At 67.6% G+C, this 25,309-nt stretch carries 24 protein-coding genes; 12 read left to right on the forward strand and 12 right to left on the reverse strand.

The annotated features are described in order from the left end of the window. Both ACVWZN_RS12410 and ACVWZN_RS12415 read right to left on the reverse strand, forming a co-directional pair. A complete protein-coding gene (locus ACVWZN_RS12410) occupies nucleotides 1–1,119 on the reverse strand; it encodes a Trm112 family protein (RefSeq protein WP_456954082.1) in 1,119 nt (372 codons plus the stop codon). Between the two features lie 3 nt (nucleotides 1,120–1,122). Next, on the reverse strand, nucleotides 1,123–2,169 hold the full coding sequence (locus tag ACVWZN_RS12415; protein ID WP_456954083.1) for an SPFH domain-containing protein: 1,047 nt from the start codon (nucleotides 2,167–2,169) through the stop codon (nucleotides 1,123–1,125). Nucleotides 2,170–2,261: 92 nt separating this feature from the next. On the opposite strand from ACVWZN_RS12415, the gene ACVWZN_RS12420 reads away from it, so the two are divergent. The 3 genes from ACVWZN_RS12420 to ACVWZN_RS12430 all read left to right on the forward strand — a co-directional run bounded on the left by ACVWZN_RS12420 (nucleotide 2,262) and on the right by ACVWZN_RS12430 (nucleotide 5,738). After that, nucleotides 2,262–2,942: an XAC2610-related protein gene (locus ACVWZN_RS12420; RefSeq protein ID WP_456954084.1), complete on the forward strand. Its 681-nt coding sequence runs from the start codon at nucleotides 2,262–2,264 to the stop codon at nucleotides 2,940–2,942. Between the two features lie 42 nt (nucleotides 2,943–2,984). Beyond that, nucleotides 2,985–3,350 (forward strand): YkgJ family cysteine cluster protein, encoded by a 366-nt coding sequence (locus tag ACVWZN_RS12425; RefSeq protein WP_456954085.1) that lies wholly within the window; start codon nucleotides 2,985–2,987, stop codon nucleotides 3,348–3,350. A gap of 159 nt (nucleotides 3,351–3,509) precedes the next feature. Next, the gene (locus ACVWZN_RS12430) at nucleotides 3,510–5,738 is read left to right on the forward strand and encodes an NADP-dependent isocitrate dehydrogenase (RefSeq protein WP_456954086.1); all 2,229 of its coding nucleotides are present in this window, start codon (nucleotides 3,510–3,512) and stop codon (nucleotides 5,736–5,738) included. 61 nt (nucleotides 5,739–5,799) lie between these two features. Here the strand turns inward: ACVWZN_RS12430 and ACVWZN_RS12435 are convergent, their stop codons facing one another. Continuing rightward, a complete protein-coding gene (locus ACVWZN_RS12435) occupies nucleotides 5,800–5,991 on the reverse strand; it encodes a hypothetical protein (RefSeq protein WP_456954087.1) in 192 nt (63 codons plus the stop codon). 138 nt (nucleotides 5,992–6,129) lie between these two features. On the opposite strand from ACVWZN_RS12435, the gene ACVWZN_RS12440 reads away from it, so the two are divergent. From ACVWZN_RS12440 to ACVWZN_RS12455, 4 genes are all read left to right on the forward strand, one after another. Further along, nucleotides 6,130–6,975, forward strand: a complete 846-nt coding sequence (locus ACVWZN_RS12440; protein WP_456954088.1) for a class I SAM-dependent methyltransferase — start codon at nucleotides 6,130–6,132, stop codon at nucleotides 6,973–6,975. After that, the gene (locus ACVWZN_RS12445) at nucleotides 6,968–7,564 is read left to right on the forward strand and encodes a DUF7010 family protein (protein WP_456954089.1); all 597 of its coding nucleotides are present in this window, start codon (nucleotides 6,968–6,970) and stop codon (nucleotides 7,562–7,564) included. The genes ACVWZN_RS12440 and ACVWZN_RS12445 overlap by 8 nt, the downstream gene beginning before the upstream one ends. After that, nucleotides 7,558–8,094 carry a pseudouridine synthase gene (locus ACVWZN_RS12450; RefSeq protein ID WP_456954090.1) on the forward strand — a complete coding sequence of 179 codons (537 nt, stop codon included), beginning with the start codon at nucleotides 7,558–7,560 and terminating at the stop codon, nucleotides 8,092–8,094. Before ACVWZN_RS12445 ends, ACVWZN_RS12450 begins: the two co-directional genes overlap by 7 nt. A gap of 129 nt (nucleotides 8,095–8,223) precedes the next feature. After that, nucleotides 8,224–9,309, forward strand: coding sequence for a hybrid sensor histidine kinase/response regulator (locus ACVWZN_RS12455; protein WP_456954091.1), 1,086 nt, complete (start codon nucleotides 8,224–8,226; stop codon nucleotides 9,307–9,309). Nucleotides 9,310–9,443: 134 nt separating this feature from the next. Here the strand turns inward: ACVWZN_RS12455 and ACVWZN_RS12460 are convergent, their stop codons facing one another. After that, nucleotides 9,444–9,857 carry a hypothetical protein gene (locus ACVWZN_RS12460; protein ID WP_456954092.1) on the reverse strand — a complete coding sequence of 138 codons (414 nt, stop codon included), beginning with the start codon at nucleotides 9,855–9,857 and terminating at the stop codon, nucleotides 9,444–9,446. A gap of 118 nt (nucleotides 9,858–9,975) precedes the next feature. Between ACVWZN_RS12460 and ACVWZN_RS12465 the strand changes: the two genes are divergently transcribed. Continuing rightward, nucleotides 9,976–10,647 carry a Fe2+-dependent dioxygenase gene (locus tag ACVWZN_RS12465; protein ID WP_456954093.1) on the forward strand — a complete coding sequence of 224 codons (672 nt, stop codon included), beginning with the start codon at nucleotides 9,976–9,978 and terminating at the stop codon, nucleotides 10,645–10,647. Nucleotides 10,648–10,770: 123 nt separating this feature from the next. On the opposite strand, the gene hrpB is transcribed toward ACVWZN_RS12465, so the two are convergent. Continuing rightward, nucleotides 10,771–13,302 (reverse strand): ATP-dependent helicase HrpB, encoded by a 2,532-nt coding sequence (gene hrpB, locus ACVWZN_RS12470; protein WP_456954094.1) that lies wholly within the window; start codon nucleotides 13,300–13,302, stop codon nucleotides 10,771–10,773. Between the two features lie 61 nt (nucleotides 13,303–13,363). Here hrpB and ACVWZN_RS12475 point away from each other — a divergent pair, with 61 nt between their 5' ends. The 4 genes from ACVWZN_RS12475 (at nucleotide 13,364) to ACVWZN_RS12490 (ending at nucleotide 18,836) form a co-directional block, all read left to right on the forward strand. After that, nucleotides 13,364–14,158 (forward strand): TatD family hydrolase, encoded by a 795-nt coding sequence (locus ACVWZN_RS12475; protein ID WP_456954095.1) that lies wholly within the window; start codon nucleotides 13,364–13,366, stop codon nucleotides 14,156–14,158. A 3-nt stretch (nucleotides 14,159–14,161) separates the two neighbouring features. Continuing rightward, the gene (locus tag ACVWZN_RS12480) at nucleotides 14,162–14,563 is read left to right on the forward strand and encodes a VOC family protein (protein ID WP_456954096.1); all 402 of its coding nucleotides are present in this window, start codon (nucleotides 14,162–14,164) and stop codon (nucleotides 14,561–14,563) included. Between the two features lie 80 nt (nucleotides 14,564–14,643). Further along, the gene (locus ACVWZN_RS12485) at nucleotides 14,644–15,762 is read left to right on the forward strand and encodes an efflux RND transporter periplasmic adaptor subunit (RefSeq protein WP_456954097.1); all 1,119 of its coding nucleotides are present in this window, start codon (nucleotides 14,644–14,646) and stop codon (nucleotides 15,760–15,762) included. Beyond that, complete coding sequence (locus ACVWZN_RS12490) at nucleotides 15,759–18,836, forward strand: efflux RND transporter permease subunit (protein WP_456954098.1); 3,078 nt, start codon at nucleotides 15,759–15,761, stop codon at nucleotides 18,834–18,836. The genes ACVWZN_RS12485 and ACVWZN_RS12490 overlap by 4 nt, the downstream gene beginning before the upstream one ends. Nucleotides 18,837–19,165: 329 nt before the next feature. Here the strand turns inward: ACVWZN_RS12490 and ACVWZN_RS12495 are convergent, their stop codons facing one another. The 7 genes from ACVWZN_RS12495 to ACVWZN_RS12525 all read right to left on the reverse strand — a co-directional run bounded on the left by ACVWZN_RS12495 (nucleotide 19,166) and on the right by ACVWZN_RS12525 (nucleotide 25,302). Continuing rightward, nucleotides 19,166–20,065 carry a DUF2167 domain-containing protein gene (locus ACVWZN_RS12495; protein WP_456954099.1) on the reverse strand — a complete coding sequence of 300 codons (900 nt, stop codon included), beginning with the start codon at nucleotides 20,063–20,065 and terminating at the stop codon, nucleotides 19,166–19,168. Nucleotides 20,066–20,154: 89 nt separating this feature from the next. Next, nucleotides 20,155–20,508: a hypothetical protein gene (locus tag ACVWZN_RS12500; protein ID WP_456954100.1), complete on the reverse strand. Its 354-nt coding sequence runs from the start codon at nucleotides 20,506–20,508 to the stop codon at nucleotides 20,155–20,157. A gap of 63 nt (nucleotides 20,509–20,571) precedes the next feature. After that, nucleotides 20,572–21,792: an ABC transporter permease gene (locus tag ACVWZN_RS12505; protein ID WP_456954101.1), complete on the reverse strand. Its 1,221-nt coding sequence runs from the start codon at nucleotides 21,790–21,792 to the stop codon at nucleotides 20,572–20,574. Beyond that, complete coding sequence (locus ACVWZN_RS12510; RefSeq protein ID WP_027083680.1) at nucleotides 21,792–22,490, reverse strand: ABC transporter ATP-binding protein; 699 nt, start codon at nucleotides 22,488–22,490, stop codon at nucleotides 21,792–21,794. The genes ACVWZN_RS12505 and ACVWZN_RS12510 overlap by 1 nt, the downstream gene beginning before the upstream one ends. After that, nucleotides 22,487–23,746 carry an efflux RND transporter periplasmic adaptor subunit gene (locus ACVWZN_RS12515; RefSeq protein ID WP_456954102.1) on the reverse strand — a complete coding sequence of 420 codons (1,260 nt, stop codon included), beginning with the start codon at nucleotides 23,744–23,746 and terminating at the stop codon, nucleotides 22,487–22,489. Before ACVWZN_RS12515 ends, ACVWZN_RS12510 begins: the two co-directional genes overlap by 4 nt. Before the next feature lie 7 nt (nucleotides 23,747–23,753). Continuing rightward, the gene (locus ACVWZN_RS12520; RefSeq protein ID WP_027083678.1) at nucleotides 23,754–24,428 is read right to left on the reverse strand and encodes a YIP1 family protein; all 675 of its coding nucleotides are present in this window, start codon (nucleotides 24,426–24,428) and stop codon (nucleotides 23,754–23,756) included. 73 nt (nucleotides 24,429–24,501) lie between these two features. After that, nucleotides 24,502–25,302, reverse strand: a complete 801-nt coding sequence (locus tag ACVWZN_RS12525) for an ABC transporter permease (RefSeq protein ID WP_456954103.1) — start codon at nucleotides 25,300–25,302, stop codon at nucleotides 24,502–24,504. Nucleotides 25,303–25,309: the final 7 nt, after the last annotated feature.

Here is a 25,309-nt window from a genome sequence, read left to right on the forward strand (position 1 = left end):
CTACTGCTGCCCGTTGAGCCAGATGTAGACGAAGAACGCGATCAATGCGGCGAGCACCGCGAATGTGATCTTGACCCAGCTCCAGGGCCGCTGCCCGGCGATCGTGCCCGTGTAGCCGTTCGCCAGCAGCTGGAAGCTGCGCGCGCCGTAGGTGTAGCTCACCAGCCACACCGGCATCAGCACGTGCTTGAACGTGCGGCCGTGGTACGTCGACTGCACCTGCAGGTTGCGCTGTGTGTCGCCCGGCACCGCCTGCTCGCAGAGCCGCCGCACCTCGAACTCCATGTTCGTCATGTTGAGGTCGGCAGCCAGGCGCAGGTCGACCTGGTAACGCTCCACCGTCCAGCCGCGCACGAACTCCGGCGCATAGGGCTTGAGGTCGGTGGTGGTGGGAAACGGTCCGATCTTCTCCAGCAGGTCGCGCTGCGCGCCTTCGCTGCCGGGCACGAGATCGTCGTCGAAGAAATGATCGAGCTCGCCCGACGCCGGTTCCCAGCGCACGTGCTGCACCTGGCGCGTTTCGATACGACCGTTCCGCATCGTCTGCTCGGTCGTGTAGTAGTACGTGCCGGATTCGGCCGTCCATGCCGCGTGCACGTGCGCGTCGAACGTCCAGTACGGCAGGTAGATGCCGCGCAGCGTGTCGGTGAGCGCGGCGCGCTTGAGCTTGTTCGGCGCGAACCAGCGCGTGCCGTACCAGCGACGGATCGCGTCGCGCACCTGGTCCTGCGGAACGCGGAACGGCAGCAGGCTCTGCGGCGTGATCGCATCCTTCAGCGCGGTGTACGGCACGATCGCCGGCGAACCGCAGAACGCGCAGCGCGCCGCGACCTTGTCGGCCTCGAACACGGTGATCGCCTTGCAGCTCTGGCACTGCACTTCGCGACGCGCATCGCCGTAGCCGCGTCCGCCGTCATCGGCCTTCGCCAGCGCATTGGCGAGGTCGAGTTCGACGATCGCGCCGGGCGCGGCCGTATCCGGCTTCCACGGCGCCACCGTGCCGCAGAACGGGCAGACCAGCGCCTGCTTCGCCGCGTTCCATTCCAGGTCGCCGCCGCATTCCGGGCAGGCGCGCTTGTCGAGCGTCGCGGACGCTTCGGGTGCGAGCGGCGCGGCCATCGATCAGGCGCCGCGCAGGTACTCGTCCAGCGACGCGCGCGCGATGCGGTAGGCGTTGCCGATCTTCCGTCCCTTCAACTCGCCCTTGTCGATCGCGGCGATCACGTCTTCGGCCGACACGCCCAGCGCCTGCGCGGCCTGCTCGGGCGTGAGCACGTCGAGCGTCGGCGCGGCAGTCGTCGCTGCTGCCGCCGCGGCCGGGGCGGTCATGCCCTGCGCCATCTGCTGCGCCATCGCGAAACCGATCGCCATTTCGGCCGGCGCCGCGGCCACGCTTCCGCCGCCCTGGCCCATGCCGGTGCCCATCTGGAACTTCACGTAGTCGTTGAGGTTGCCGACCGCGGCCATGCCCGAGCGCTTGTCGATGGCCTGCTCGACTTCCGGCGGCACCGACACGTTCTCGACCACGAACGCGCTGATCTCGATGCCGTACTTGCCCTGCATGATCGGGTTGACCACCGGCAGCAGCGCATCGCCGACCTCGCTGTAGCGCGTGGCGATGTCGAGCGCGGGAATCTTCGCGGTGGCGAGCGCTTCGGTGAACACGCTGACGATGCGCGAACGCATCGTGCCTTCGAACTCGTCGAGGCGGAAATTCTGGTCGGTGCCGGCGACTTCGCGCAGGAACTTCGGCGCGTCCACGATGCGGAAGTCGTACGTGCCGAACGCGCGCAGGCGCACCAGCCCGAAATCGGCGTCGCGCATCATCACCGGGTTCGCCGTGCCCCACTTGTTGCCGGTGAACGCGCGGGTGTTGAGGTAGTAGACGTCGCACTTGAACGGCGATTCGAAGCCGTACTTCCAGCCGAGGATGCGCGACAGGATCGGGATGTTCTCGGTCTTGAGCGTGTGCTTGCCGGGGCCGAACAGGTCAGCGAACTGGCCGGCGGCGACGAACTGCACCAGCTGGCTGTCGCGCACGATCAGCTGCGCGCCGTTCTTGATTTCCTTGTCGTCGTCCGGGTAGCGGAACGCCAGCGTGTCGCGCGAGTCGTCGGTCCACTCGATGATCTCGAGGGCCTGGCCCTTGATGAAATCCAGAACGCCCATGTGCCGCTCCCTGCCTGTGGCGCCGCGCGCCGTCCGGGCCGATTCTAGGCATGCGTCGGCGACAATGGATGGCCCATTCGACGGACCGGCCCATGCGCGCACCGCTGATCGCCCTGCTGGCCACGCTGCCGCTGCTCGCGCACGCCGGCGACTACGTGCTGCGCGGCGTGTCGAAACAGTTCGACCTGACCGTGCACCCGCGCTTCGCCTGCAAGGACGCGAGTGACGTGGAATCGCCCTGCATCGGCCCGGCGACGCTGAGCTTCAAGCCGCACGGCGGTCGCGTAATCCCGGCGCTGCGCGTCGACACGCTCAAGCTCGACGTCGACGACCGCGGCGTCGCGCGCACCAACGACGCGACGATGTACGGCGAGCAGTCCATGCTCATCGCCGGTGATTTCAACTTCGACGGCCACGACGACCTCGCCCTGCGCACCGGCGACGACGGCTCCTACGGCGGTCCGACCTACGACGTCTTCGTGTTCGACGCCCGCAGCGGGCGCTTCGTCGAGGACGGCGCGCTGGGCTCGCTGACGCAGGAGACGCTCGGCATGTTCGAGGTCGATGCCAAGCGCCATCGCATCGGCACGTGGTCCAAGAGCGGCTGCTGCTGGCACGAGTACGTCGAGTACACGAACGATGCGAAGGGGTTGGTCGCCGTGTACCGCCGCACCGAGGACGCGACGCGCGACCCGATGACGATCACCGAGGAACGCCTCGACGCCCACGGCCGCTGGCACACGCGCCGCCACCGCGAGCCGGTGAAGGGCTGAGCCGTCGGCGATAATGGCCGCGCCTTTCCGCCGCACCGCCACATGGTCCATCCCTGCCTGTCCTGCGGCGCCTGCTGCGCCCACTTCCGCGTCGCGTTCCACTGGTCGGAGACCGACGATGCGCCCGGTGGCCTGACGCCTGCCGTACTCACCGAGCCCCTCGACCCGCATCGCGTCGTCATGCGCGGCACCTACGGCGGCGCTGCGATGCGGTGCACGTCATTGCGCGGCGTCGTCGGCGTCGCCACGTCCTGCGGCATCTATGCGCAGCGGCCGTCGCCGTGCCGGGATCTGCAGGCCAGCTGGGAACACGGCGCGGCGGTCGAGCAATGCGATCGAGCACGCACCGCGCATGGCCTCGCGCCGCTTCGTCCTGAAGACTGGATCCGCACGGCCGCGCCCGCCTGAGCGGCCGTACGCCGTCGCACGGCGGCTTCCGCGGAATGCAGTCATGCCGCGATGTCTTTGCCGCGGTGGCGGGCGAGACGCGACAATGCGCGGTCCCGCGATGCCCGCATCGCCTTCGCACGCCGCGACCCGCGCGTGCCCGATCCCGCGAGTGCCTCCATGTCGAACACCCCGAAGATCATCTACACGCTGACCGACGAAGCGCCCTTCCTGGCCACGGCCTCGCTGCTGCCGATCGTGGAAGGCTTCGCGCGCAGCGCCGGCATCGCGGTGGAGACGCGCGACATCTCGCTGGCCGCGCGCATCCTCGCGCAGTTCCCGAAGGAACTCGGCGACAACGCGGTGAAGGACGACCTCGCCGAACTCGGCCAGCTCGCGACCACGCCGGACGCGAACATCATCAAGCTGCCGAACATCTCGGCATCGGTGCCGCAGCTCAAGGCCGCGATCAAGGAACTGCAGGCCAAGGGTTACGCGCTGCCCGATTACCCGGAAGAGCCGGCCAACGATGCCGAGCGCGACATCAAGGCGCGCTACGGCCGCGCGATGGGCTCGGCGGTGAACCCGGTGCTGCGCGAAGGCAATTCCGACCGTCGCGCGCCGGCCTCGGTGAAGGCGTACGCCCGCAAGCATCCGCACCGCATGGGCAAATGGTCGAGCGAATCGAAGTCGCATGTCGCGCACATGGACGGCGGCGACTTCTACGGCAGCGAGACGTCGACGACGGTCGCCAACCCGACCAGCGTCCGCATCGAATTCGTCGGCGCCGACGGCATCACGCGCGTGCTCAAGGAAAAGACGTCGCTGCAGGCGGGTGAAGTGATCGACACCGCATCGATGAACACCGCGAAGCTCGCCACGTTCATCGACGCGCAGATCGACGATGCCAAGGCGCAGGGCGTGCTGTTCTCGCTGCACCTCAAGGCGACGATGATGAAGGTCAGCGACCCGATCATGTTCGGCGTCGCGGTGAAGCGCTTCTATCGCGAGGCGCTGGCGAAGCATGCCGACGCGCTCGCACGCATCGGCTTCGACGCGAACAACGGCATCGGCGACCTGTACGCGCGGCTGCCGCAACTCGACGACGCGACGCGTTCGGCGATCGAAGCCGACCTGCAGGCCGCGTATACGAATCGTGCGGCCGTCGCGATGGTCAATTCCGACAAGGGCATCACCAACCTGCACGTGCCGAGCGACGTGATCGTCGACGCCTCGATGCCGGCGATGATCCGCGACAGCGGCGGCATGTGGAACGCCGAGGGCAAGCTGCAGGACGCGAAGGCGGTGATTCCGGATCGCTCGTACGCCGGCATCTACCAGGCGGTGATCGAAGACTGCAAGGCGAACGGCGCGTTCGACCCGGCGACGATGGGCAGCGTGCCGAACGTCGGCCTGATGGCGCAGAAGGCCGAGGAATACGGCTCGCACGACAAGACGTTCCAGCTCGACGCGCCGGGCACCGTGCGCGTGGTCGATGGCAACGACAACGTGCTGCTGTCGCAGACCGTCGAAGCCGGCGACATCTTCCGCATGTGCCAGACCAAGGACGCGCCGATCCGCGACTGGGTGCAGCTCGCCGTCAACCGCGCACGCCTGTCGAACACGCCGGCGGTGTTCTGGCTCGACGCCAACCGCGCGCACGATGCGCAGCTGATCGCGAAGGTCGAGCGCTACCTCGCCGAGCTCGACACGAAGGGTTTGGACATCCGCATCCTGTCGCCGGTTGATGCGATGAAGTTCTCGCTCGAGCGCATCCGCAAGGGCCAGGACACGATCAGCGTCACCGGCAACGTGCTGCGCGACTACCTCACCGACCTGTTCCCGATCATGGAACTCGGCACCTCCGCGAAGATGCTGTCGATCGTGCCGCTGATGGCGGGCGGTGGCCTGTTCGAAACCGGCGCCGGCGGCAGCGCGCCCAAGCACGTGCAGCAGTTCACCGAGGAGAACTACCTGCGCTGGGATTCGCTGGGCGAGTTCCTGGCGCTGGCGGCGTCGTTCGAGCATCTCGCCAACTTCGCATCGATGCCGCGCGCGCAGGTGCTGGCCGACGCGCTGGATCGCGCGAACGCGCAGATCCTCGACAACGATCGCGGCCCGGCGCGCAAGGTCGGCGGGCTCGACAACCGCGGCAGCCACTTCTACCTCGCGCAGTACTGGGCGCAGGCATTGGCGTCGCAGACGCAGGACGCCGAACTCGCCACGCGCTTCGCGCCGGTCGCAAAGGCGCTGACCGACGGCGAAGCGCAGATCCTCAAGGAGTTGGTCGACGTGCAGGGCCACGGCGTCGACATCGGTGGCTACTACAAGCCGGACATGGGCAAGCTCGCCACCGCGATGCGCCCCAGCGCGACGCTCAACGCGGTGATCGACGGTCTGCGCGCCTGACCCGCTCGCCGGGCGGGGCCTTCCCTGCCCCGCCCGGCGCTGCCCTCACGCGAAGCTGCCCTTACTCGAAGAAGTACTCCTCGAACTCCTGGTCGACGCTCGGCGCCGGCAGCGCGTCGGCGTCGTTGGCGGGGTCGGGGCTGGTGCCGTCGTGCAGGGCGCGCACGTGGCCGTAGCGGCGCGTCCACGCCAGGCCGGAGCTGAAGAGCGGAACCGGCGGCGGCTGGATGCCGGGGCTGCGGAAAAGATCCATGGCGGCGGTCTCGGTGTCGGGGGACGCGTGCAGCCTCGCGCGCCGAGATGACACGACGATGCCGCGCGCGTTGCAGTTCGGCGGCGGCCGCCACGCGCTGCCGGTAAGCTCCGCGCACATCCCCTGCTGGAGCGACCCATGCGCACGATCCTGCTCGCCGCCGTCCTGTCGACCTCCGTCCTCGCGCTCGGCGCCACTGCCGCCACGAAGTCGCCCGCACCGAACGCGGCCATGTCCAGCGCGCTCGACGCCGCCATCCACGGCAGCTGGCGCGACCCCAAGAACGCCGCGCGCGACGTCTACCGCCATCCCAAGCAGACGCTCACCTTCTTCGGCGTGCGCAACGACCAGACCGTCATCGAGATCACGCCGCCGCCGGGCTGGTACAGCGAGATCCTCGCGCCCTACCTGCGCGACAAGGGCCAGTACATCGCGGCGGTGGTCGACCCCGCGTCGCAGCCCGACGAAAAGAACCGCACGTACTACGCGAAGAACCGCGACCAGCTGCAGCAGAAGTTCGACGCCGACAAGGCGCACTACGACCGCGCGAAGATCATCGCGTTCGATCCGAAGGCGCCGGTGTTCGGTGCGCCGTCGTCCGCGGACGTCGTGCTCACCTTCCGCAACGTGCACAACTGGCGCATGGCCGGCACCGCGCCGCAGATGTTCAAGGCCTTCTTCGACGTGCTGAAGCCGGGCGGCACGCTGGGCGTGGTCGAGCATCGCGCCAAGGCCGACGTCGGCGACGACGACAAGACCGGCTACGTCGGCCAGAAGCAGTTGATTGGGATGGCCGAGGCGGCGGGTTTCCACTTCGTCGGCAACAGTGAGGTCAACGCCAATCCGCGCGACACCAAGGACTATCCGGGTGGCGTGTGGACGTTGCCGCCGACCAATTCGCACGATGCGAAGGACGACGCGAAGTACAAGGCGATCGGCGAGAGCGATCGCATGACGCTGCGCTTCGTCAAGCCGCATGCCTGATCCGTCGCCCGCATGGGCCGCGCGCGTGCCGCTGGGCGCGGCGCGCTGGCGGCTCGTGCGGATCACGCGTCGCGGCGTCGGCATGACGCTCGCAAGCGCGGTGTTCTGGCTGGCGATGGCGCTGGTCGCCGCGTTCGCCGGACTGGATGCCGCGCATCTCGGCCTGTTCTTCGTGATCGGCGGCGCGCTGGTGTATCCGGGCGGTTACCTGCTCAACCGGGTGTTCGGTGGCAACCTCACCGCGCGCGGCAGCGAGTTCGGCGGCATGGTCGGTGGGATCACCGTGGCGCAGATGCTCGGCTGGCCGCTGATCGTCGCAGTGCTGGTGATGGACGTGCGGCTCATCGCGTTCGCGCTGTCGGCGATGCTCGGCGCGCATTTCCTGCCCTATGGATGGCTGTATCGCTCGCCTGCTTATTACGCGCTCGGCATTGCGGGCGCGGTGGTCGGCGCGGCGCTGCAATGGGCGACGCCGCTGCATGCGAACGTCGCGATCGCCGCGTCGATGGCGGTGCTGTACCTCGCCACGGGGATCGCAGTACTGCGCCAGAACCGTCGCGAACAGGTCGACGCCGCGTCGTCATGTTGATCGCCTTCAACAAACCCTACGGCGTGCTCTGCCAGTTCACCGATCGCAGCACGCCGCCGCGCCCCACGCTCGCGGGCTTCGGCCTGCCGCCCGATGTCTACGCCGCGGGCCGGCTCGACCACGACAGCGAAGGCCTGCTGCTGCTCACCGACGACGGCGGCCTCGCGCACCGCCTCACCGATCCGCGCCACAAGCAGCCCAAGACCTACTGGGTGCAGGTCGAGGGTGATCCGCAGGACGCGCAGATCGACGCACTGCGTCGCGGCGTCGAACTCAACGATGGACTCACGCGACCGGCGCAGGCGCGTCGGATCGAAACGCCGACGCTGTGGCCGCGCGATCCGCCGGTGCGCTTTCGCAAGACGGTGCCGGACGCGTGGCTGGAACTCGTGATCACTGAAGGCCGCAACCGGCAGGTGCGGCGCATGACTGCGGCGGTCGGGCTGCCGACGCTGCGACTGGTGCGCGTCGCAGTCGGCGAACATCGCGTCGACGACCTCGCACCGGGCACGTGGCGCCGCGTTTCGTGAGTGCGCGCAACGGCGCGCGGTGAATCGTTCACCGAGTCTGAATAGGCGCAACGGCATAAAACGGGGTCGTCTGTTAAGGTCGGTGACTCCTGAATGCGCCACGGATGGGCGCAGACGTCGCGAGGGCGAATGGTCAGCACCACCGGTACTGCCGCGAGAATCCTGGTCGTCGACGACCAACCGGCGAACCTGCGCGTCGTCGGCATGCTGCTTTCGCGGCAGGGCTATCAGGTGGTGACCGCGGACAGCGGCCCGAAGGCGCTGGAGATCTGCGAGAACGAACCGCCGGATCTCGTGCTGCTCGACATGATGATGCCGGGCATGGACGGCTTCCAGGTGATGGAAGAAATGCGCGCGGGTGCTGCGCCGCCGAGTCTTCCCGTCGTCTTCGTCACCGCCGCGCAGGATCGCGACCTTCTGCTGCGCGCGTTCGATGCCGGCGCGGTCGACTACGTCACCAAACCGTTCCTGCCCGAAGAACTGCTCGCGCGCGTGTCCGCACACGTGGGCCTCAAGCTCACGCGCGATCGCCTCGAGCGCGTGGCGCGCGAGCGCGAGGAGCTGGTCAACCTCGTCGCGCACGACCTCAAGAACCCGCTGTCGTCGGTGCTGTTCGCCAGCGAGATGCTGATCACCGGCGCGACCAAGCCCGAGCGCGTGCCGCGCTACATGACGATGATCCACGAGAGCGCGACCGATGCGCTCGGCTACATCCGTCAGTACCTGGAAAGCACCGGTCGTCGCGACGATGACGCCGTTGCGCCGAGTGCATCGCTTACCGCCACGCTCGACTGGCTGGTGCAGCGCTACGAATACCAGCTCGAAGCGCGCGGCATTCGCGTCACCGCGCAGCGCCCGTCGCACGACGTGCACGTGCGCATCGACGATCGCGTGCTGCGCCAGGTGAGCGAGAACCTCGTCACCAACGCTATGAAGTACGCGCCGGAAAGCGAGCTCACCATCGCCGCGCGTCCGGGTGCGCCGGGCTACTGGCAGATGGTGGTCGAAGATCGCGGCCCGGGCATTCCCGCGCACAAGCAGCGCGAGCTGTTCAAGCCGTTCGTGCGCCTGCATGAAGGCGATGACGGTATTTCGTCGGGCCTCGGCCTGTCGCTCGCGAAGCAGATCATCCAGAAAGCCGGCGGCCAGCTCTGGTACGAAGACCGCAAGAACGGCGGCGCGCGTTTCGTGATCGAGCTGCCGCAGAGCGCGTAAGTAGCACGAGTTCGGCAGCGTGTTGTTGCGCTGACTTCGCGTTACGCAACGCCGTTACCTGATCGCACAAACGAAGATGCCGCCGGAAGCCGGCGGCATCGACGGGTCGGCCCGGGCCGACCTCTGCTTAAAACTCAGTGTTCGGTGCGCGGCTCGCTGCGCGACCGCGAACGGCTCGTCGACGCGCGGCGGGCGCCCGCGGTCCGACGCTTCGCACGCGTGGTGCTTGCCGTGGTGTCGGCGTCGCCGCTGCGTGCCTCGATGCGGCGCGAACGCCCTTCGATGGCATCGCCATTGCCGTTCTCGGCACGCTTGGCGCGACGTCGCGCGGCGTACCAGAGCAGCCCGGCACCGGCCAGCGCTGCGCCGAATACCACCGGGTTGCGACGGACGACCTTCATGCCGACCTTCGACGCGCCCTTGAGTGCGCCAAGCTTCGCGCCGGCGTCGAGCCACTCGCTCGCGCGCGGGGCCAGCTGGCCGATGCGATCGCCGGCGGTGCTTGCGAGGTCCATCATGCGTTCGGGGAGACGGTCCAGCGTGCTCATGTGCGGTGTCCTGCGGGGAATCGACCGACAGTGTTGGCGCGAATTCGTCGAAGCAATGTGAGTAATTGCCCACCGGCGGCTGAACGCCCAAGATGCGCGCTCGACTGGAGCACGCCCGATGATCCGCACGCTCACCGATGTCCTGACGCCCGCCGAAATTGCACAGGTGCGCGAGTGGCTGCCGCAGGTCGGCCTTACCGACGGCCGGATCACGAATCCCGACTCAGGCGTCAAACGCAACCTGCAGGCACCGCAGGGTGACGCCGCTAACGAACGCATCGCACAACTCGTGCGCGACGCGCTGGGTCGGCATCCGGATGCGCGCCGACTGATGCTGCCCAAGCAGATGGCACGCACGACGGTGGTGCGCTACGAACCCGGCATGACCTACGGATGGCACGTCGACGAAGCGCTGTTCCCGTCGACGCCGCCGATGCGCAGCGACATCTCGTGCACCGTGTTCCTCAGCGATCCATCCGATTACGACGGCGGCGAACTCACGATGCAGCTCGGCGAACAGGAACTCGCCTACAAGTTGCCCGCGGGTTGCGCGCTGATCTATCCGTCGACGACGATCCATCAGGTCGCACCGGTCACGCGTGGCGTGCGTGTCGCCGCGATCACCTGGTTGCAGAGCTGGATCGCCGACGCCGCCCGGCGCGAACTCATGGTGCAGTTGGAGGAAGCGCGCGTGCTCGCGGCGCGCGGGCAGGCGAGCGACGCGGCACGTGTCGAAGTGCTGCTGGCTGCGGTGCGATCGAACCTGTTCCGCATGTGGGCGGATACGTAAGCGCAACGCACACGTTTCGCGCGGCATGACGCCGCTTACGCGGCACGGTCAGGTCGACGTCACCGATGTCGCGCTGTTGCGTTGAAGTGGTTTTCCGCACGACGTCGACACTCGGCGACGCGACTACGTCCCGCGCGGTTTCGCACGATGCGTCGCTTTCGCAGTCCACGGATCATCCGGCCACGGATGCTTGGGATAGCGCCCTTTCATTTCCTTTTTCACTTCCGGGTACGTGCGTTCCCAGAACCCGCGCAGGTCCTGCGTGACCTGCAGCGGTCGGCCTGCGGGTGAGAGCAGATGCAGCGTGAGCCGAACGCGGCCGCCGGCGATGCGTGGCGTGTCGGCGAGGCCGAAGAGTTCCTGCAGTTTCACCGCGAGCACGGGTGACTGCGGTGTGCCGTCGACGTCCGTTGCATACGTGATGCCGCGCTCCATGCCCGACGGCACCGCGATGCGCGTCGGTGCGAGTGCGTCGATGCGTTGTCGCAACGACCAGTCGACACCGGCCTTCAATGCTTCGCCCAGATCCTGTTCGCTCAGTGCGTCCAGTCGCGTCTTGCCGCTTAGTGCGGGCTTCAGCCACGTGTCCAGTGATGCGAGCAATACGTCGTCCGATAGATCGGGCAGCGCGTCCGCCATTTCGGGCATCCACGTACCCAGTCCACGCACGCGATCGCGCCATTGCCGCAGAGATTCGCTCCACGGCAGTGCATCGAGACCGAGTTGGCGCACCGCGTCGACGAGTGCATCGGCGTAGCGTGAAGGATCGGGCCTCGGCAGCGGTCGCGTGTCGAGCACGATTCGGTCGAAGCGACGCTCGCGCACCGCACTGATCGCGCGGGCATCGACGTCCCAGACCACGCGATCTTCGGTGACGAAGCGCGACGGGAAGTCGCGTTCGAGTCGTGATTCATCGAGCGGCGCCGCCTGCAGGATGCGTGCATCGCGCACCTCGTCGCGAAGTTCGTTGACCACCAGCCACGGCTCGCCACGCAGCAGCGACTCGTCGAACAGGCGCACGGTGCGGCCGCTGGCGAGCTGGTAACGCAGCGCATCGACCGGGTGGCGACGTGCGATGCGGTCGGGGAATGCATGAAGCAAGACGTCGCCGAGCACGTGCGGTGGTGCGTGCGCGGGTGGGTTCGCATCGAGACGCAGGCGACGCCGCCATTGCTTGGCCGACTGGTCGATCTGCGCGAGCGCGCTGCCCGACGCGTCGGAGGGTGCGCGGCCGCTGCGAAACATTGCTAGCGCCTGCCAGCGATCGGCGAGCGCGTCGCTGCGAAAGCGACCCGGCATGGCGCGCAGCGGGTCGCGTGCTTCGATCAGCGCGGCGAGGTCGCAGGCCAGCGTCTGTTCGCGCGTATCCGTCGGTGCAAGCAACATGGCGGCTAGACGGGGATGCGTGCCGAGCGCGAGCATGCGCTTGCCGAGCGCGGTGACGGCGGCGCCATCGAGTGCGCCGAGCCGTTGCAGCAGATCGCGCGCCGCATTGAGTGCGCCGCCCGGTGGCGCATCGGGAAAACGCAGATCACTGCCGCCCCAGAGCGCGAGCTCCAGCGCGAGCGACGACAGATCGACCTGCGCGATCTCGGGGCGACGTTGGGGTTCCAGTCGTTGCGACTGCGGCCACAGCCGATAGGCCCAACCATCCGACACGCGGCCCGCGCGACCGGCACGCTGATCGGCGGAGGCCTGTGCGATCGGCACGACATCGAGACGCGAAAACCCGCTCACCGGATCGAAGCGCGGCTCGCGTGCGAGGCCGGTGTCGATGACCACGCGCACACCGGGCAGGGTGACGCTGGATTCGGCGATGTTAGTGGCGAGCACGACGCGTCGACGTCCGTCCGTTGACGGTTGCAACACACGCGACTGCTGTTCGACCGGCAGTTCGCCGTGCAGCGCGAGCACGTCGGCGTCGACATGTTCGACGAGCGACTGCACGCGGGAGATCTCCCGTTGCCCGGGCAGGAACACCAGCAGGTCGCCGGGATGCGTGGCCAGCGCATGTTCGATCGCGCGTCGCACCTGATGTTCGCTTTTCTCGTCGCGACGCGCGGGAAGGTGCGCGATCTCGACCGGATAGCTGCGACCTTCGCTGGACAGCCGCGGCGCGTCGAGGAAGTTCGCGAGCCGTTCGCCATCGAGCGTCGCCGACATGACGACGATGCGCAGGTCGTCGCGCAGCTGCGACTGCACATCCAGCGCGAGTGCGAGGCCGAGGTCGGCGGCCATGTGCCGCTCGTGGAATTCGTCGAACAGGATCGCGCCGATGCCGTCGAGCATCGGATCGTCCTGGATCATGCGCGTCAGGATGCCTTCGGTGACGACCTCGATGCGCGTGTCCGGGGAGACGCGGTTCTCGAAGCGAATGCGATAACCGACGGTTCGCCCGACCTCCTCGCCGCGACTTTTCGCCATGAACATGGCGGCCGCACGCGCGGCGACGCGGCGCGGTTCGAGCATCAGGATCTTGCGATCACCCAGCCACGGCGCATCCAGCAGCGCCGGCGGCACCTGCGTGGTCTTGCCCGCACCCGGTGGCGCTTCGAGCACCAGGCGTGGGTGCGCCACGAGGAACTCGCGGATGCGCGGCAGCAGGGGATCGATGGGGAAGGGCACGTAATGCGCGAGCCGGGCGGGATCGGCCATTCTCGCAGCCCGTGCGCGCCGGGTCGCTAGAATCGCTGCCTGCTTTCCGCGACGCATCCCCGTGCAGCTCATCGACATCGGCGCCAACCTGACCCACGACTCGTTCGATCGCGACCGCGACGCGGTGATCGCCCGTGCGCTCGAAGCGGGCGTCTCGCAGATGGTGGTGACCGGCGCCAGCCGTGAACATTCGCCGATGGCGCTGGAGCTGGCACGCAAATATCCCGGCGTGCTGTTCGCGACTGCGGGCGTGCATCCGCACCATGCGGTCGAGTACACGGCCGAATGCGATGCCGAGATGCGCGCCTTGCTCGCGCACGACGAAGTCGTCGCGGTCGGTGAATGCGGGCTCGACTACTTCCGCGACTTCTCGCCGCGCCCGGCGCAGCGTCGCGCGTTCGAGATGCAGCTGCAGACTGCGGTCGATACCGGCAAGCCGCTGTTCCTGCATCAGCGCGACGCGCACGACGACTTCATCGCGATCATGAAGAACTTCGAAGGCCGCATCGGCGCGGCGGTGGTGCATTGCTTCACCGGCACGCGCGACGAAGCCTTCGCGTATCTCGACCGCGACTGGCACATCGGCATCACCGGCTGGCTGTGCGACGAGCGCCGTGGGCAGCACCTGCGCGAGATCGTGCCGCATATCCCGGCGAACCGCCTGATGATCGAGACCGATGCGCCGTATCTGCTGCCACGCACGTTGAAGCCGATGCCCAAGGATCGGCGCAACGAGCCGGCGTTTCTCGCGCATATCGTCGAGGAGCTGGCGCGGGATCGCGGCGAGGAAGTGGCCACCGCCGCCGCGACGACCACTCGCAACGCGCGCGGTTTCTTCGGCCTGCCGGCGGCCTGACGCATGCGCCAGTCGATCGTCCACGTCACGCTGCTTGTTCGCGATTACGACGAGGCGATCGCGTTCTACGTCGGCCGACTGGGCTTCGAACTGATCGAGGACACCTACCGCCCGGAGCAGGACAGGCGCTGGGTGGTGGTGGCACCGCCGGGATCGACCGGCACGTCGCTGTTGCTGGCGCGCGCATCGACCGACGAGCAGACGGCCCGTATCGGCGATTCGACCGGCGGCCGCGTCGCGCTGTTCCTTCAGACCGACGATTTCGCGCGCGATCACCGCCGCCTGGTCGATGCCGGCGTCGAGTTCGTGCGCCCGCCCGCTGTGCATGACTACGGCACGGTCGCGGTATTCCGCGACCTCTACGGCACGTTGTGGGACCTGATCGAATACCGCGACGCGGAGTGATGCCGCGGCCGGCACTGCTCCGTCCACATACCCACCCGTATCCTTGGCGGCCTCGGCCATCGGCCCGGTTTCCCGACCCCATGCGCAATCGCACGCTCCGCTTCATTCCCATGCTCGCCGTCGTCGTGCTCGCGCTCGCCGGCTGCGGCAAGAAGGACGACGCCACCAAGGCGCCCGCGGAAACGCCGGCGATGGCCGTCACCGTGGTGCCCGCGCGCCAGCAGGAGATCCCGCGCGAGATCCGCGTGTCCGGCCCGGTCGCCGCGCGCGAGGAGATGCAGCTCGGCGTCGAGCTGAGCGGGTTGCGTGTCACCGGTCTCTACGTCGATGTCGGCGAGTTCGTGCATCGCGGACAGGTGCTGCTCGATCTCGATGCGCGTTCGCTGCAGAGCGAACTCGAGCAGGCGGAGGCGAGTTACCGCGAGGCGCAGGCCGCCGCATCGCTCGCGCAAGCGAATCTGCGTCGCGCCGAACCGCTGCTCGCGCAAAAGTACATCTCGGCCGGGCAGGTCGACGAGTTGCGTGCGGCGCGCGACCAGGCGAATGCGCGCGTCGCCACCGTGCGTGCATCGCTGGACGCCGCCAAGCTGCGCCGCAGCTATGCCGAACTGCGCGCGCCGGACGACGGCATCGTCAGCAAGCGCGCCGTGCAGCCGGGGCAGATCGTCGCCGCGGGCACCGAACTGATCGGCCTGATACGCGATGGCCGCCTCGAATGGCGCGCCGAGCTCGCGGACGTCGAACTCGCCGCCGTCAATGTCGGTGACGCGGTAATCGTGCACGCACCGGACGGACGTGACGTCGAAGGCGAAGTGCGCGCGGTGCCGCCGGGTGTCGATCCCGCGACGCGCACCGGCACCGTCTACGCCGACCTGCCCGATCCCGACGGCCTGCGCACCGGCGCCTACCTGCCGGGCCGCATCCTCGTCGGCAATGCGAAGGCGCTGGTCGTGCCCGCATCGACCGTGGTCGAACGCGACGGCAATCCCTACGTGTTTACCGTCGACGCGAAGGGCATCGCGCATCGCGTGCGCGTCAACACCGGCACGACGTCGAGCGGCGTGGTCGAAATCCTCGGCGGTCTCGCGCCGGGTGCGCAGGTGGTCGACCAGGGCGCTGGTTTCCTCGGCGATGGCGATCGCGTGCGCGTGGTGCCGCCTGCAACGGCGGCGACAACGACGACGGGCGCGTCGCGATGATCAACGTTTCGGCCTGGGCGATCCGGCGGCCGCTGCCGGCGCTGATGATCTTCTTCGTGCTGTGCGTGGCCGGGCTCTGGGGCTTCTGGAAGCTGCCGGTCGCCCGCTTTCCGGATGTCACGTTCCCGATGGTGGTGGTGACGATCAGCCAGCCCGGCGCGTCGCCGAGCCAGCTGGAAACCGAAGTCACGCGCAAGGTCGAAGACCAGGTCGCGACGCTCACCGGCGTCAAGCGCGTCACCTCGACGGTGACCGAGGGCGTAAGCACCACCGCGATCGAATTCCAGCTGGAAACCGACCTCGCCGGTGCGCTCGACGACACGCGCGCGGCGGTGAGCCGCATCCGTTCGGACCTGCCGCAGGACATCCAGGAACCGCTGGTCACCAAGGTCACGATCGGCGGTGCGCTGATGACGTATGCGGTGCAGTCCGACCGCATGGGCGTCGACGAGCTGTCGTGGTTCGTCGATCGCGATATCACCCGCACGCTGTTCGGCGTGCCGGGCGTCGCGCAGGTGTCGCGACAGGGCGGCGTCGAGCGCATGGTGCGCATCGACCTCGATCCCGATGCGCTGCAGGCCTACGGCACCACCGCGGGCGCGGTGAATGCGCAGCTCGCGCGTTCGCAGGTGGAGAGGCCGAGCGGCAAATCGGAAGTCGGTGGCGGGCAGCAGGTGCTGCGCACGATCGCGACCGTCAGCGACGCGCGGGAACTCGAAAACTTTGCGATCACCTTGCCCGACGGCCGCGCGGTGCGGCTCGGCACGCTGGCGCGCATCAGCGATTCGGTCGCCGACCCGACGCAGGTCGCACTGCTCGACGGCAAGCCGGTGGTCGCGTTTTCGGTGTCGCGCACGCGCGGGTCGAGCGAGCTGAAGGTGGCCGAAGGGGTGACGGCGGCGCTCGACGCGCTGGCGAAGAAGAACCCGGGCATGCATTTCCAGCAGGTCACGTCGACGGTCGGCGAGACCGAGCGGTCGTACCACTCATCGATGGAGATGCTGGTCGAAGGCGCGCTGCTCGCGCTCGCAGTGGTCTGGCTGTTCCTGCGCGACTTCCGCGCGACGTGGATCTCCGCGGTCGCGCTGCCGCTGTCGATCGTGCCGACCTTCGCGGTGATGTACTGGTTCGGCTTCTCGCTCAACATGATCACGCTGCTCGCGCTGAGCGTGGTGGTCGGCATCCTGGTCGACGATGCGATCGTCGAGATCGAGAACATCGTGCGCCACCTGCGCATGGGCAAGACGCCGCTGGAAGCCGCGCGCGAAGCGGCGGACGAAATCGGCATCGCGGTGATCGCGACGTCTATGACACTGGCCGCGGTGTTCGTGCCGGTCGCGTTCATGCCGGGCATCGCCGGCAAGTTCTTCCGCGAATTCGGCTGGACCGCCGCGACGGCCGTGCTGTTCTCGCTGATGGTCGCACGCCTGCTGACGCCGATGATCGCGGCGTACCAGCTGAAGTCGCACGGTGTGGAGGAGAAGGAAGGCCCGCTGATGCGGCGCTACCTCGGCCTGGTTGATGCGGCGCTGCGCCATCGCTGGATCACGCTGGCGATCTCGACGGTGTTCTTCATCGCATCGCTCGCGCTGGTGCCACTGATCCCGACCACGTTCATTCCATTCACCGACATCGGCCGCAGCAACCTGCAGATCGAACTGCCACCCGGCACGCGGCTGGAAGACACCACGCGCATCGCCGAACTCGCGCGCGCCAAGCTGCACGCGATCCCGGAACTCAAGCAGGTCTATACGACGGTGGGCAGCGTGCTCGACGTCGGCGACCCGAACAAGACCGGCGTCGGCGAGCCGCGCAAGGCGACGCTGGTGCTCGACTGGGGCAATGCGCGCGACCGCGATCGCGACCAGAAGCAGCTCGAGCGCGACGTGCGCACGCAGCTCGGCGATCTCCCGGGCGTGCGCATGTCGTACATCTCGAACGAGCCGGGCGAGAACCTGATGCTGGTGCTGGCGGGGGATGATCCGCAGCGCCTGCAGGATGCGTCGATCACGCTCGAGCGCGAGCTGCATACGATCAAGGGGCTGGGCAGCATCAGTTCGTCGGCGTCACTGCTGCGACCGGAAATCGAGATCCGCCCGGATCCTCAACGCGCCGCGGATCTCGGTGTGTCCACCGCCGACATCGCCGAAGCCGCGCGCATCGCGACCAGTGGCGATTACACGCAGCGTCTGGCGAAGCTCAATCTTCCCGAACGTCAGATTCCGATCCGCGTTGGGTTCTCGCAGGCGACGTTGCGCGATCCCGCATTGATCGGCCAGCTGCGCGTGCCGGGCAAGAACGGGCCGGTACCGCTCGCGGCGGTCGCCGACATCTCGCCGGGCAGCGGCCCATCGGTGATCTCGCGCTACCAGCGCCAGCGCAACGTCACGTTCACCGCGGAGCTCAACGGGCGTCCGCTCGGCGACGTCATGAAGGAAGTGCAGAAGCTGCCGACGGTGAAAGCGCCGCCGCCGGGCCTGAGCTTCATCAACACGGGCGACGCGGAAGTCTTCGTCGAACTGTTCACCGGTTTCGTGGTCGCGATGATCGCGGGCATCGCCTGCATCTACATGGTGCTGTTGCTGCTGTTCAACCACGCGTTGCAACCGCTGACGATTCTTACGGCGGTACCGCTGTGCGCGGGCGGTGCGTTCGGTGCGCTGCTTCTCACGCACAACCTGTTGTCGCTGCCGGCGCTGATTGGTTTGCTGATGCTGATCGGCATCGCGACCAAGAACTCGATCCTGCTGGTGGACTACGCGGTGATGGCCGAGGACGAGCATGGGCTCAGCCAGCACGATGCGCTGGTCGACGCCTGCCGCAAGCGTGCGCGGCCGGTGTTGATGACGACGCTGGCGATGGGTGCGGGCATGTTGCCGATCGCGCTGGGGTTGTCGGGGGATTCGAGTTTCCGGCGGCCGATGGCGGTGGCGGTGATCGGGGGGTTGATCACGTCGACGTTGTTGTCGCTGGTGGTTATTCCGGCGGCTTATACGGTTGTTGATGATCTCGGTGGTTGGATGCGGAGGAAGCTGCGGCGTGAGAAGAAGGCTGAGGCGTCGCCTTCTGCGTGAGGCGTGTGCTTAAAGGCAAAAGCGTTTCGTGCGCTGGCGCGCCCGAGTTACTTTTCTTTGCTGGTGCAAAGAAAAGGTAACCAAAAGAAAGCACCTTCCCCGATCAGATCTACAGCTCGCGGTTTGTGATTCCACACGATCCGCACACTCGCCATCCTGGCTCGGGTGCGGACGACGGCCATCCATGGCCGCCGCCCTTCGGGTTTCACGATTGTTGTGGTGGCTGACAGTTCGTTTGGTCCACGCAAAGTTCGCACGCCCTTGTTCTGGATCTACAAACGAAAACGCCCACCTAATTGGTGGGCGTTTTGTTTTGTCGTCGGTGCGGTTTACGAGACCACGCCTTTCGACTTTCGGAACATGCCGGTGATCTTGCGGAAGCCGGCGGTGATGGCGAGGAAGAGCGGGATGAGCAGCTTCTTCAGGCCGAGCAGGAGCAGGCCGATTTTGGCGAAGAGGCCGGTCTTGGCGGCGATGCCGCCGGCGACGAGTGCGGCGAGGCCGTAGGCGGCGACCTTGTCGGTGCTCTTGTCGAAGTCGGCGTAGCGGGCGCCGCTGTCGAAGCTGACGCGCGGGAGAAGTTGCTCCATGCCGGTCTTGACGGTCGGCAGGTCGTCCATCGCGGATACGGCGTTGAAGCTCAGGTAGCCGTCGCGGCCGAGGACGCGGATGTCGTAGTTGAGCGTGTGCGCGGATTCACCTTCGAAGTCGACTTCCTTCGCCCAGTACAGCTTCTTGCTGGAGGCGTCGTAGCGCGGCGGCACCGCCCAGCCGACGATGTGCAGGGCGCCGAAGCCGCCCTTCTTGCGTTCGTCATTGGCTTCGTCGGTGCCCTTCTTCATGTCGGCGAGCAGATCGGTGTAGTCGATCTTCGCTGCGTCGTCGTCGCTGACGTGGCCATCATGCGCCTGCGTCACCACCACCGCCCACGAGCCGTCCTCGGCAAGCGACGGGGAGCGCGGCACGACGAGGCCGACGATGTCGTCGTCCGGCGGATTGCCCCACAGGTCTTCGAGCACGCGACGCGCGTCGTCATGCGCGAGATAGCGGAAGTCGGAGCCGAGATCGACGTGCGCTTTCGCGTCGCCGAGCGCGACGTTGCCGTCCTCGAAGTGCAGCGAGCTGACGAAGGTCTGCACCTTCTGCTTGGCCTGCGCGTCATCGGCATCCTGTGCATGCGCAAGCGGTGCCACGGCCAGCAGGCCGGGCAGCAACCATTTCAACGACATCGGTTTTCCCCTGGTGAGCGGGCGTCCCCACGCCCGTACCGGGAATTCTCGCGAATGCTGGCGCGCCGGCACAAGCCGCGCGCGATGGCTCAGTGCTTGGCGGGCTTCTTCGCGCCGAAGTGCACGCCCTGCGCTTCCAGCTGCGCGCACATGGCCTTGCGTTCGGTGGCGCTCATCGCCTTGACGCGCGCGGACTCGGCGGAATACGCGGTCGCGAACTGCGTGTCGAACGTCTTGGGCAGCATGTGGCGCGCGTTGAGCATCTGCTTTGCGCCTTCGCGTGCATTGCGGCGGTGTTCGTCCGCGGTGCCGGGCCCGCAGTTGGCGGCAGCGATCGCGCCGGCGGCGCTGGCATGGATGACGTCCGACGCGGTCATCGTCGGAGCGGCCGAGGCCGCGGTGGCGGCGGCGAGAAGCGCAGTGGCGAGGAAGGTACGGAGCATCGCGATGCGTCCTGCAGTGGAATGCGCCGCAGTGTAGCGACGCATTCTGAACCGGCCGTCACGTCACTCGTAGCGCAGCGCCTCGATCGGATCGAGACCCGCCGCCTTCGATGCGGGCATCAGCCCGAACACGACGCCGACGAGCGCAGAGAACCCCGCGGCAACCAGCACCACCCACAGCGGCACGCTCGCCGGCGGGAAATTCGGAATCAGCGCGGCGATGCCGGCACCCGCGCCGAAGCCGAGCACGATGCCGACCACGCCGCCGAGCAATGCGAGCAATGCGGCCTCGAGCAGGAACTGCACGAGGATGTCGCGCCGCGTCGCACCCAGCGCTTTCAGGATGCCGATCTCGCGCGTCCGCTCGGTCACCGACACCAGCATGATGTTCATGATGCCGATGCCGCCGACGAGTAGCGAAATACCGACGATGCCGCCGAGCACGGCGGTCGCGGTGCCGGTGATCTTCTCGAACTGCTGCTTGAACGAATCGGCGGCCTGCACCTTGAAGTCGTCGTCGACGCCCGGCTTCAGGCCGCGGCTCGCACGCAACGCGCGTCGTGCACGTTCGCGCACGGCGTCGAGCTCTTCCATGTGCTGCACGGTGAACGACGCGCTGATCATCGGCTCGGCGGAATTACCCGTCATGCCACGCGCGACGTCGAACGGAATCGCGACGTAATCGTCCTGGCTGAAACCGAACACCTCGCCCTTCGGTTCCATCATGCCGACGACCTTGAACCAGTCGCCGCCGAGCTTGATGTATTCGCCGACCGGATCCTTCGGCAGGTGCAGGTCCTCGCGCAGCTTCGCGCCGATCACCGCGACGTGGCGACGCCCCGCATCGTCCGCGGGAACGAGAAAGCGCCCGACCTGCGGATAGCGCGCGCGCACCTGCTGGAATTCACTGCTGGTGCCGAGCACCTGCGGGTTGCTGGTGCGTCCGTGCCAGCCCGCCTGCGCGGCGGGCACGACCAGGATCGGCGCGACTTCGCCCACGCCCGACACGCGGCGGCGCAGCGCGTCAATGTCCTGCGCGGTGAGCGTGTTGATCTTGCCGCTGCGGAAATTGTCGTTGTCGTTGATCGCGTCGACGCTCAGCGTGGTGCCGCCGATGTCGGCGAACTGGCCCTTGATCGATTCCGACAGGCCCTGAACCAGCGACACAACCGCGATCACGCTGGCGGTGCCGATCAGGATGCCGAGCGTGGTCAGGAAGCTGCGCATGCGATGCGCGGACAGGCTGCTCAGCGCGGCGCGGAACGCTTCGAGATAGGCCTGCATCAGTGCGCTCCCGCGGTGCGCGGTTCCTGCTGCGAGTCCTCGACGATGAGCCCGTCGTGCACGCGAAGCACGCGATGGCAGTGCGCGGCGATGTCGGGTTCGTGCGTCACCACCACCACCGTCTGCCCCTGCGCATGCAGCGCATCGAACAGCGCCATGATTTCGGCGGAGGTCTGCGAGTCGAGGTTGCCGGTGGGCTCGTCGGCGAGCAGCAGCGATGGTTCGCCGACCAGCGCACGCGCCACGGCGACACGCTGGCGCTGGCCGCCGGAGAGTTGATTCGGTCGATGGTCGAGCCGATTGCCGAGGCCGACCTTCGTCAGCGCTTCGGTCGCGCGACGCACGCGTTCGGCGCGCGGCATGCCGCGATACACCAGCGGCTGCATCACGTTCTGCAGCACGCTCTGGCGCGGCAGCAGATGGAAGCTCTGGAACACGAAACCGATTTCGCGATTGCGCACGCGCGCGAGTTCGTCATCGTCCATGCCGGCAACATCGCGGCCGTTGAGCACGTAATGCCCTTCGCTCGGCGAATCCAGGCAGCCGAGCAGGTTCATCAGCGTGGACTTGCCCGAACCCGACGGCCCGGTCAGCGCGACGTATTCGTTGCGGCCGATCGAGAGGTCGACGCCGCGCAATGCGTGCACGGTTTCCTCGCCCATCGTGTAGCGCTTCACGATGCCGGCCAGCTCGATCACTTGGCGGCCTCGCCGTCCTTCGCGTCTTCGAGTTCCTTCGCGCTCTTCTCGACCACCGCATCGCCGTCGTGCAGCGTGCGCAGTGTCTTGGCCGGCCCGATGATCACGCGGTCGCCGGCCTTCAGGCCCGACACCACCTGCCAGCGATCGTCCGCCACGCCGGTCGTCACCGATTGCTTGCGTGCATGGCCTTCGCGCGCGACCCATAGATACGACTTGGCGACGACCGCCTTCGCGGCTTCGTGCTTCGGCGCCTTGTCGTCGTCGGTGTCGGCGGCGGCGGCGGTGTCGTCGCCGTCATCCATCACCGCTTCGACCGGCACCGCGAGTTGCGGGCGGCCGTCGCCGAGGTAGACGTCGGCGCGCGCACTCATGCCCGAACGCAGGTTGAGGCCGCTCGGCGGATCGAGCGTCACCGTCACCTTGTAGGCGCGGGCCTGGCCTTCGATGGTCGGTGCGAGCGCGATCTTCTCGACGCGGCCATGCAGCGCGGTGTCCGGATACGCGGCGGGGTAAACGTCGACGGCCTGGCCGATCGACACCTGGCCGATGTCGGCTTCGTCGACCTTGAGCTCCGCGGTGAGCGCCGAGACGTCGGCGATCTTCATCAGCTTCGCGCCGGCGAGCGCGTTGGTCGACGGGATCGCGGTTTCGCCGACCTTGATCGGCAACTCGACGATGCGGCCGCTCATGGGCGCGCGGATCTCGGTCTTGGCGAGCTGGTCGAACGCGTCGCCGAGCACCGCCTGCGCCTGGCGCAGGCTTTCGCTGCTGGTCGCGAGCTGCGCGCGCGCCTGGTCGACCGCAAGGCGATCTTCTTCCAGCTTGTTGCGATCGATCAGCTGCTGCGCCGCGAGCTTCTGGCTGCGCGCGTACTGCGCCTCGCGCAGCTTGAGCGTGGCGCGCTGGCGCTCGATATCGATCTGCCCTTCGCGGCGGCCAGCCGAGCTGCGGTCGATCGCGTTGCGATAGGTCTTGGGGTCTAGCGTCATCAACAGCTGGCCCTTCTGCACCACGTCACCTTCGGCAACGAGGATGCGCTCGACCTTCGCGACGACTTCCGCGGTGAGGTTCACCTCGGTGCCGTACGCGAGCGTGCCGGAGGCGAGGATCGTCGGCCGCACCGCGTGCGTCGCGAGCGGCTGCACCTGCACGGCGGTGCCGTGATCGCCGTGCAGGCGCCGCAGCGCGAACGGCAGCACTAGGACCGCCACGACCAGCCCGGCGGCCAGCCCCTTCTTCGTATTCGGACTCATTGCGTTCTCAGCCGGGGATCAGCGCCATCACGCCGTAGACCACGAGGTACGGCAGCACGGCGACGAGCAGCGCCTGCGTCCACGATGCACGCGTGAACGTGCGCCAGCCGAGCGCGGCGAGGAACAGCGTCCACAGCGACAGCAGGTCGGCGCCCTGCGCGACGCGGTGCCAGTGGGAACCGGTGGTGTCGACCATCAGCGGATCGATGTGCGTGAGCATGAGCGATTCGATTGGCGTCTGCGGCGACATGGTGAACGCGCCGACCAGCGCGACCAGCGTGCCGAGCACGCCCGGCATCGACGACCACGCGGCAAGGCTGACGCCGTGCTTGTAGTTGAGCGCAGCGCCGGTGACCTTCGATGCGATCCAGTAGTAGAGACCGATGAGCGCGAATGCGACCGCCAGACCGATCGGTCCGCCGACGGCGCTGAACATCGCCATCGTGTGCGCGCCCGGCATCATCTTTCGGGCCTGCGCGATTTCCTTGGCGGTCATCGTGGCGCGCTTGGCGTCGAGCATGTGGTCGACGAACCAGTTGCCGTCCACGCGCATGAAGTAGGCCAGCGTCAGCGCGACGGTGAGCACCGCGAGCACGACGTACGGCACCACGAACGTCGGGCGCTCGCGCTCTTCGGCGAACACCTTCGACGGCTGAAGAAAAATATCGACGAGCTTGGCCATCCCTGTCCCTCCCCGGACTAGTGGCGCGGACTGTGGACCCGTGCGATCCCCATCGCACGGGCCGGAAGTCATCCTAGCTGCGCAGGCCGACGCCGCGCTTGAGCAGCCACAGGGCGAGCGCGGTGAGCGCGGCGACGAACGCCAGCATCAGGCCGTAGGCGACGGCGAGCGGCACGTCGCTGCGATCGAGCAGGCCGTAACGGAACGCGTTCACCATGTAGAAGATCGGATTCAGGTGCGTGGCCGCTTCGGCCCACGTCGGCAGCAGCTTCACCGAATAGAAGACGCCGCCGAGATAGGTGAGCGGGGTGAGGATGAAGGTCGGCACGATGGCGATGTCGTCGAACTTCTTGGCGTACACCGCATTCACGAAACCGGCGAGCGCGAAGATGGTCGCGCCCAGCAGCACGGTGGTGAAGGTGACGAACGGGTGCGGCACGCGCACGTGGGTGAACAGCATCGCGATCAGCAGCACAATCGCACCGACCATCAGGCCGCGCAGCACGGCGCCTGCGACGTAACCGGTGAGGATCACCCAGTTCGGCATCGGGCTGACCAGCAGTTCCTCGACGTGGCGGCCGAACTTCGCGCCGAAGAAGCTTGACGAGATGTTGCCGTAGCTGTTCTGGATGATCGACATCATCACCAGGCCCGGCACGATGAAGTCCATGTAGCCGATGCCGTCCATCTGGCCGACGCGCGAGCCGATCAGCCCGCCGAAGATCAGGAAGTACAGCGTCATCGTAATCGCCGGCGGCACCAGCGTCTGTCCCCAGATGCGCAGGATGCGGTGCACTTCGCGACGCACGATCGTGCCGAGCGCGATGAGGTGGCCGGCGCGCGGCGTCTGGACGATTGCGGGAGATGTGGACATCGGAGTT

The sequence above is a fragment of the Lysobacter sp. HA35 genome (genome assembly GCF_054061195.1).

Bases quoted from the DNA above. Each gene is read 5' to 3' on its own strand.
- ACVWZN_RS12410 (WP_456954082.1), bottom strand. From the start codon at position 1,119: ATGGCCGCGCCGCTCGCACCCGAAGCGTCCGCGACGCTCGACAAGCGC.
- ACVWZN_RS12415 (WP_456954083.1), bottom strand. From the start codon at position 2,169: ATGGGCGTTCTGGATTTCATCAAGGGCCAGGCCCTCGAGATCATCGAG.
- ACVWZN_RS12420 (WP_456954084.1), top strand. From the start codon at position 2,262: ATGCGCGCACCGCTGATCGCCCTGCTGGCCACGCTGCCGCTGCTCGCG.
- ACVWZN_RS12425 (WP_456954085.1), top strand. From the start codon at position 2,985: ATGGTCCATCCCTGCCTGTCCTGCGGCGCCTGCTGCGCCCACTTCCGC.
- ACVWZN_RS12430 (WP_456954086.1), top strand. From the start codon at position 3,510: ATGTCGAACACCCCGAAGATCATCTACACGCTGACCGACGAAGCGCCC.
- ACVWZN_RS12435 (WP_456954087.1), bottom strand. From the start codon at position 5,991: ATGGATCTTTTCCGCAGCCCCGGCATCCAGCCGCCGCCGGTTCCGCTC.
- ACVWZN_RS12440 (WP_456954088.1), top strand. From the start codon at position 6,130: ATGCGCACGATCCTGCTCGCCGCCGTCCTGTCGACCTCCGTCCTCGCG.
- ACVWZN_RS12445 (WP_456954089.1), top strand. From the start codon at position 6,968: ATGCCTGATCCGTCGCCCGCATGGGCCGCGCGCGTGCCGCTGGGCGCG.
- ACVWZN_RS12450 (WP_456954090.1), top strand. From the start codon at position 7,558: ATGTTGATCGCCTTCAACAAACCCTACGGCGTGCTCTGCCAGTTCACC.
- ACVWZN_RS12455 (WP_456954091.1), top strand. From the start codon at position 8,224: ATGGTCAGCACCACCGGTACTGCCGCGAGAATCCTGGTCGTCGACGAC.
- ACVWZN_RS12460 (WP_456954092.1), bottom strand. From the start codon at position 9,857: ATGAGCACGCTGGACCGTCTCCCCGAACGCATGATGGACCTCGCAAGC.
- ACVWZN_RS12465 (WP_456954093.1), top strand. From the start codon at position 9,976: ATGATCCGCACGCTCACCGATGTCCTGACGCCCGCCGAAATTGCACAG.
- hrpB (WP_456954094.1), bottom strand. From the start codon at position 13,302: ATGGCCGATCCCGCCCGGCTCGCGCATTACGTGCCCTTCCCCATCGAT.
- ACVWZN_RS12480 (WP_456954096.1), top strand. From the start codon at position 14,162: ATGCGCCAGTCGATCGTCCACGTCACGCTGCTTGTTCGCGATTACGAC.
- ACVWZN_RS12485 (WP_456954097.1), top strand. From the start codon at position 14,644: ATGCGCAATCGCACGCTCCGCTTCATTCCCATGCTCGCCGTCGTCGTG.
- ACVWZN_RS12490 (WP_456954098.1), top strand. From the start codon at position 15,759: ATGATCAACGTTTCGGCCTGGGCGATCCGGCGGCCGCTGCCGGCGCTG.
- ACVWZN_RS12495 (WP_456954099.1), bottom strand. From the start codon at position 20,065: ATGTCGTTGAAATGGTTGCTGCCCGGCCTGCTGGCCGTGGCACCGCTT.
- ACVWZN_RS12500 (WP_456954100.1), bottom strand. From the start codon at position 20,508: ATGCTCCGTACCTTCCTCGCCACTGCGCTTCTCGCCGCCGCCACCGCG.
- ACVWZN_RS12505 (WP_456954101.1), bottom strand. From the start codon at position 21,792: ATGCAGGCCTATCTCGAAGCGTTCCGCGCCGCGCTGAGCAGCCTGTCC.
- ACVWZN_RS12515 (WP_456954102.1), bottom strand. From the start codon at position 23,746: ATGAGTCCGAATACGAAGAAGGGGCTGGCCGCCGGGCTGGTCGTGGCG.
- ACVWZN_RS12520 (WP_027083678.1), bottom strand. From the start codon at position 24,428: ATGGCCAAGCTCGTCGATATTTTTCTTCAGCCGTCGAAGGTGTTCGCC.
- ACVWZN_RS12525 (WP_456954103.1), bottom strand. From the start codon at position 25,302: ATGTCCACATCTCCCGCAATCGTCCAGACGCCGCGCGCCGGCCACCTC.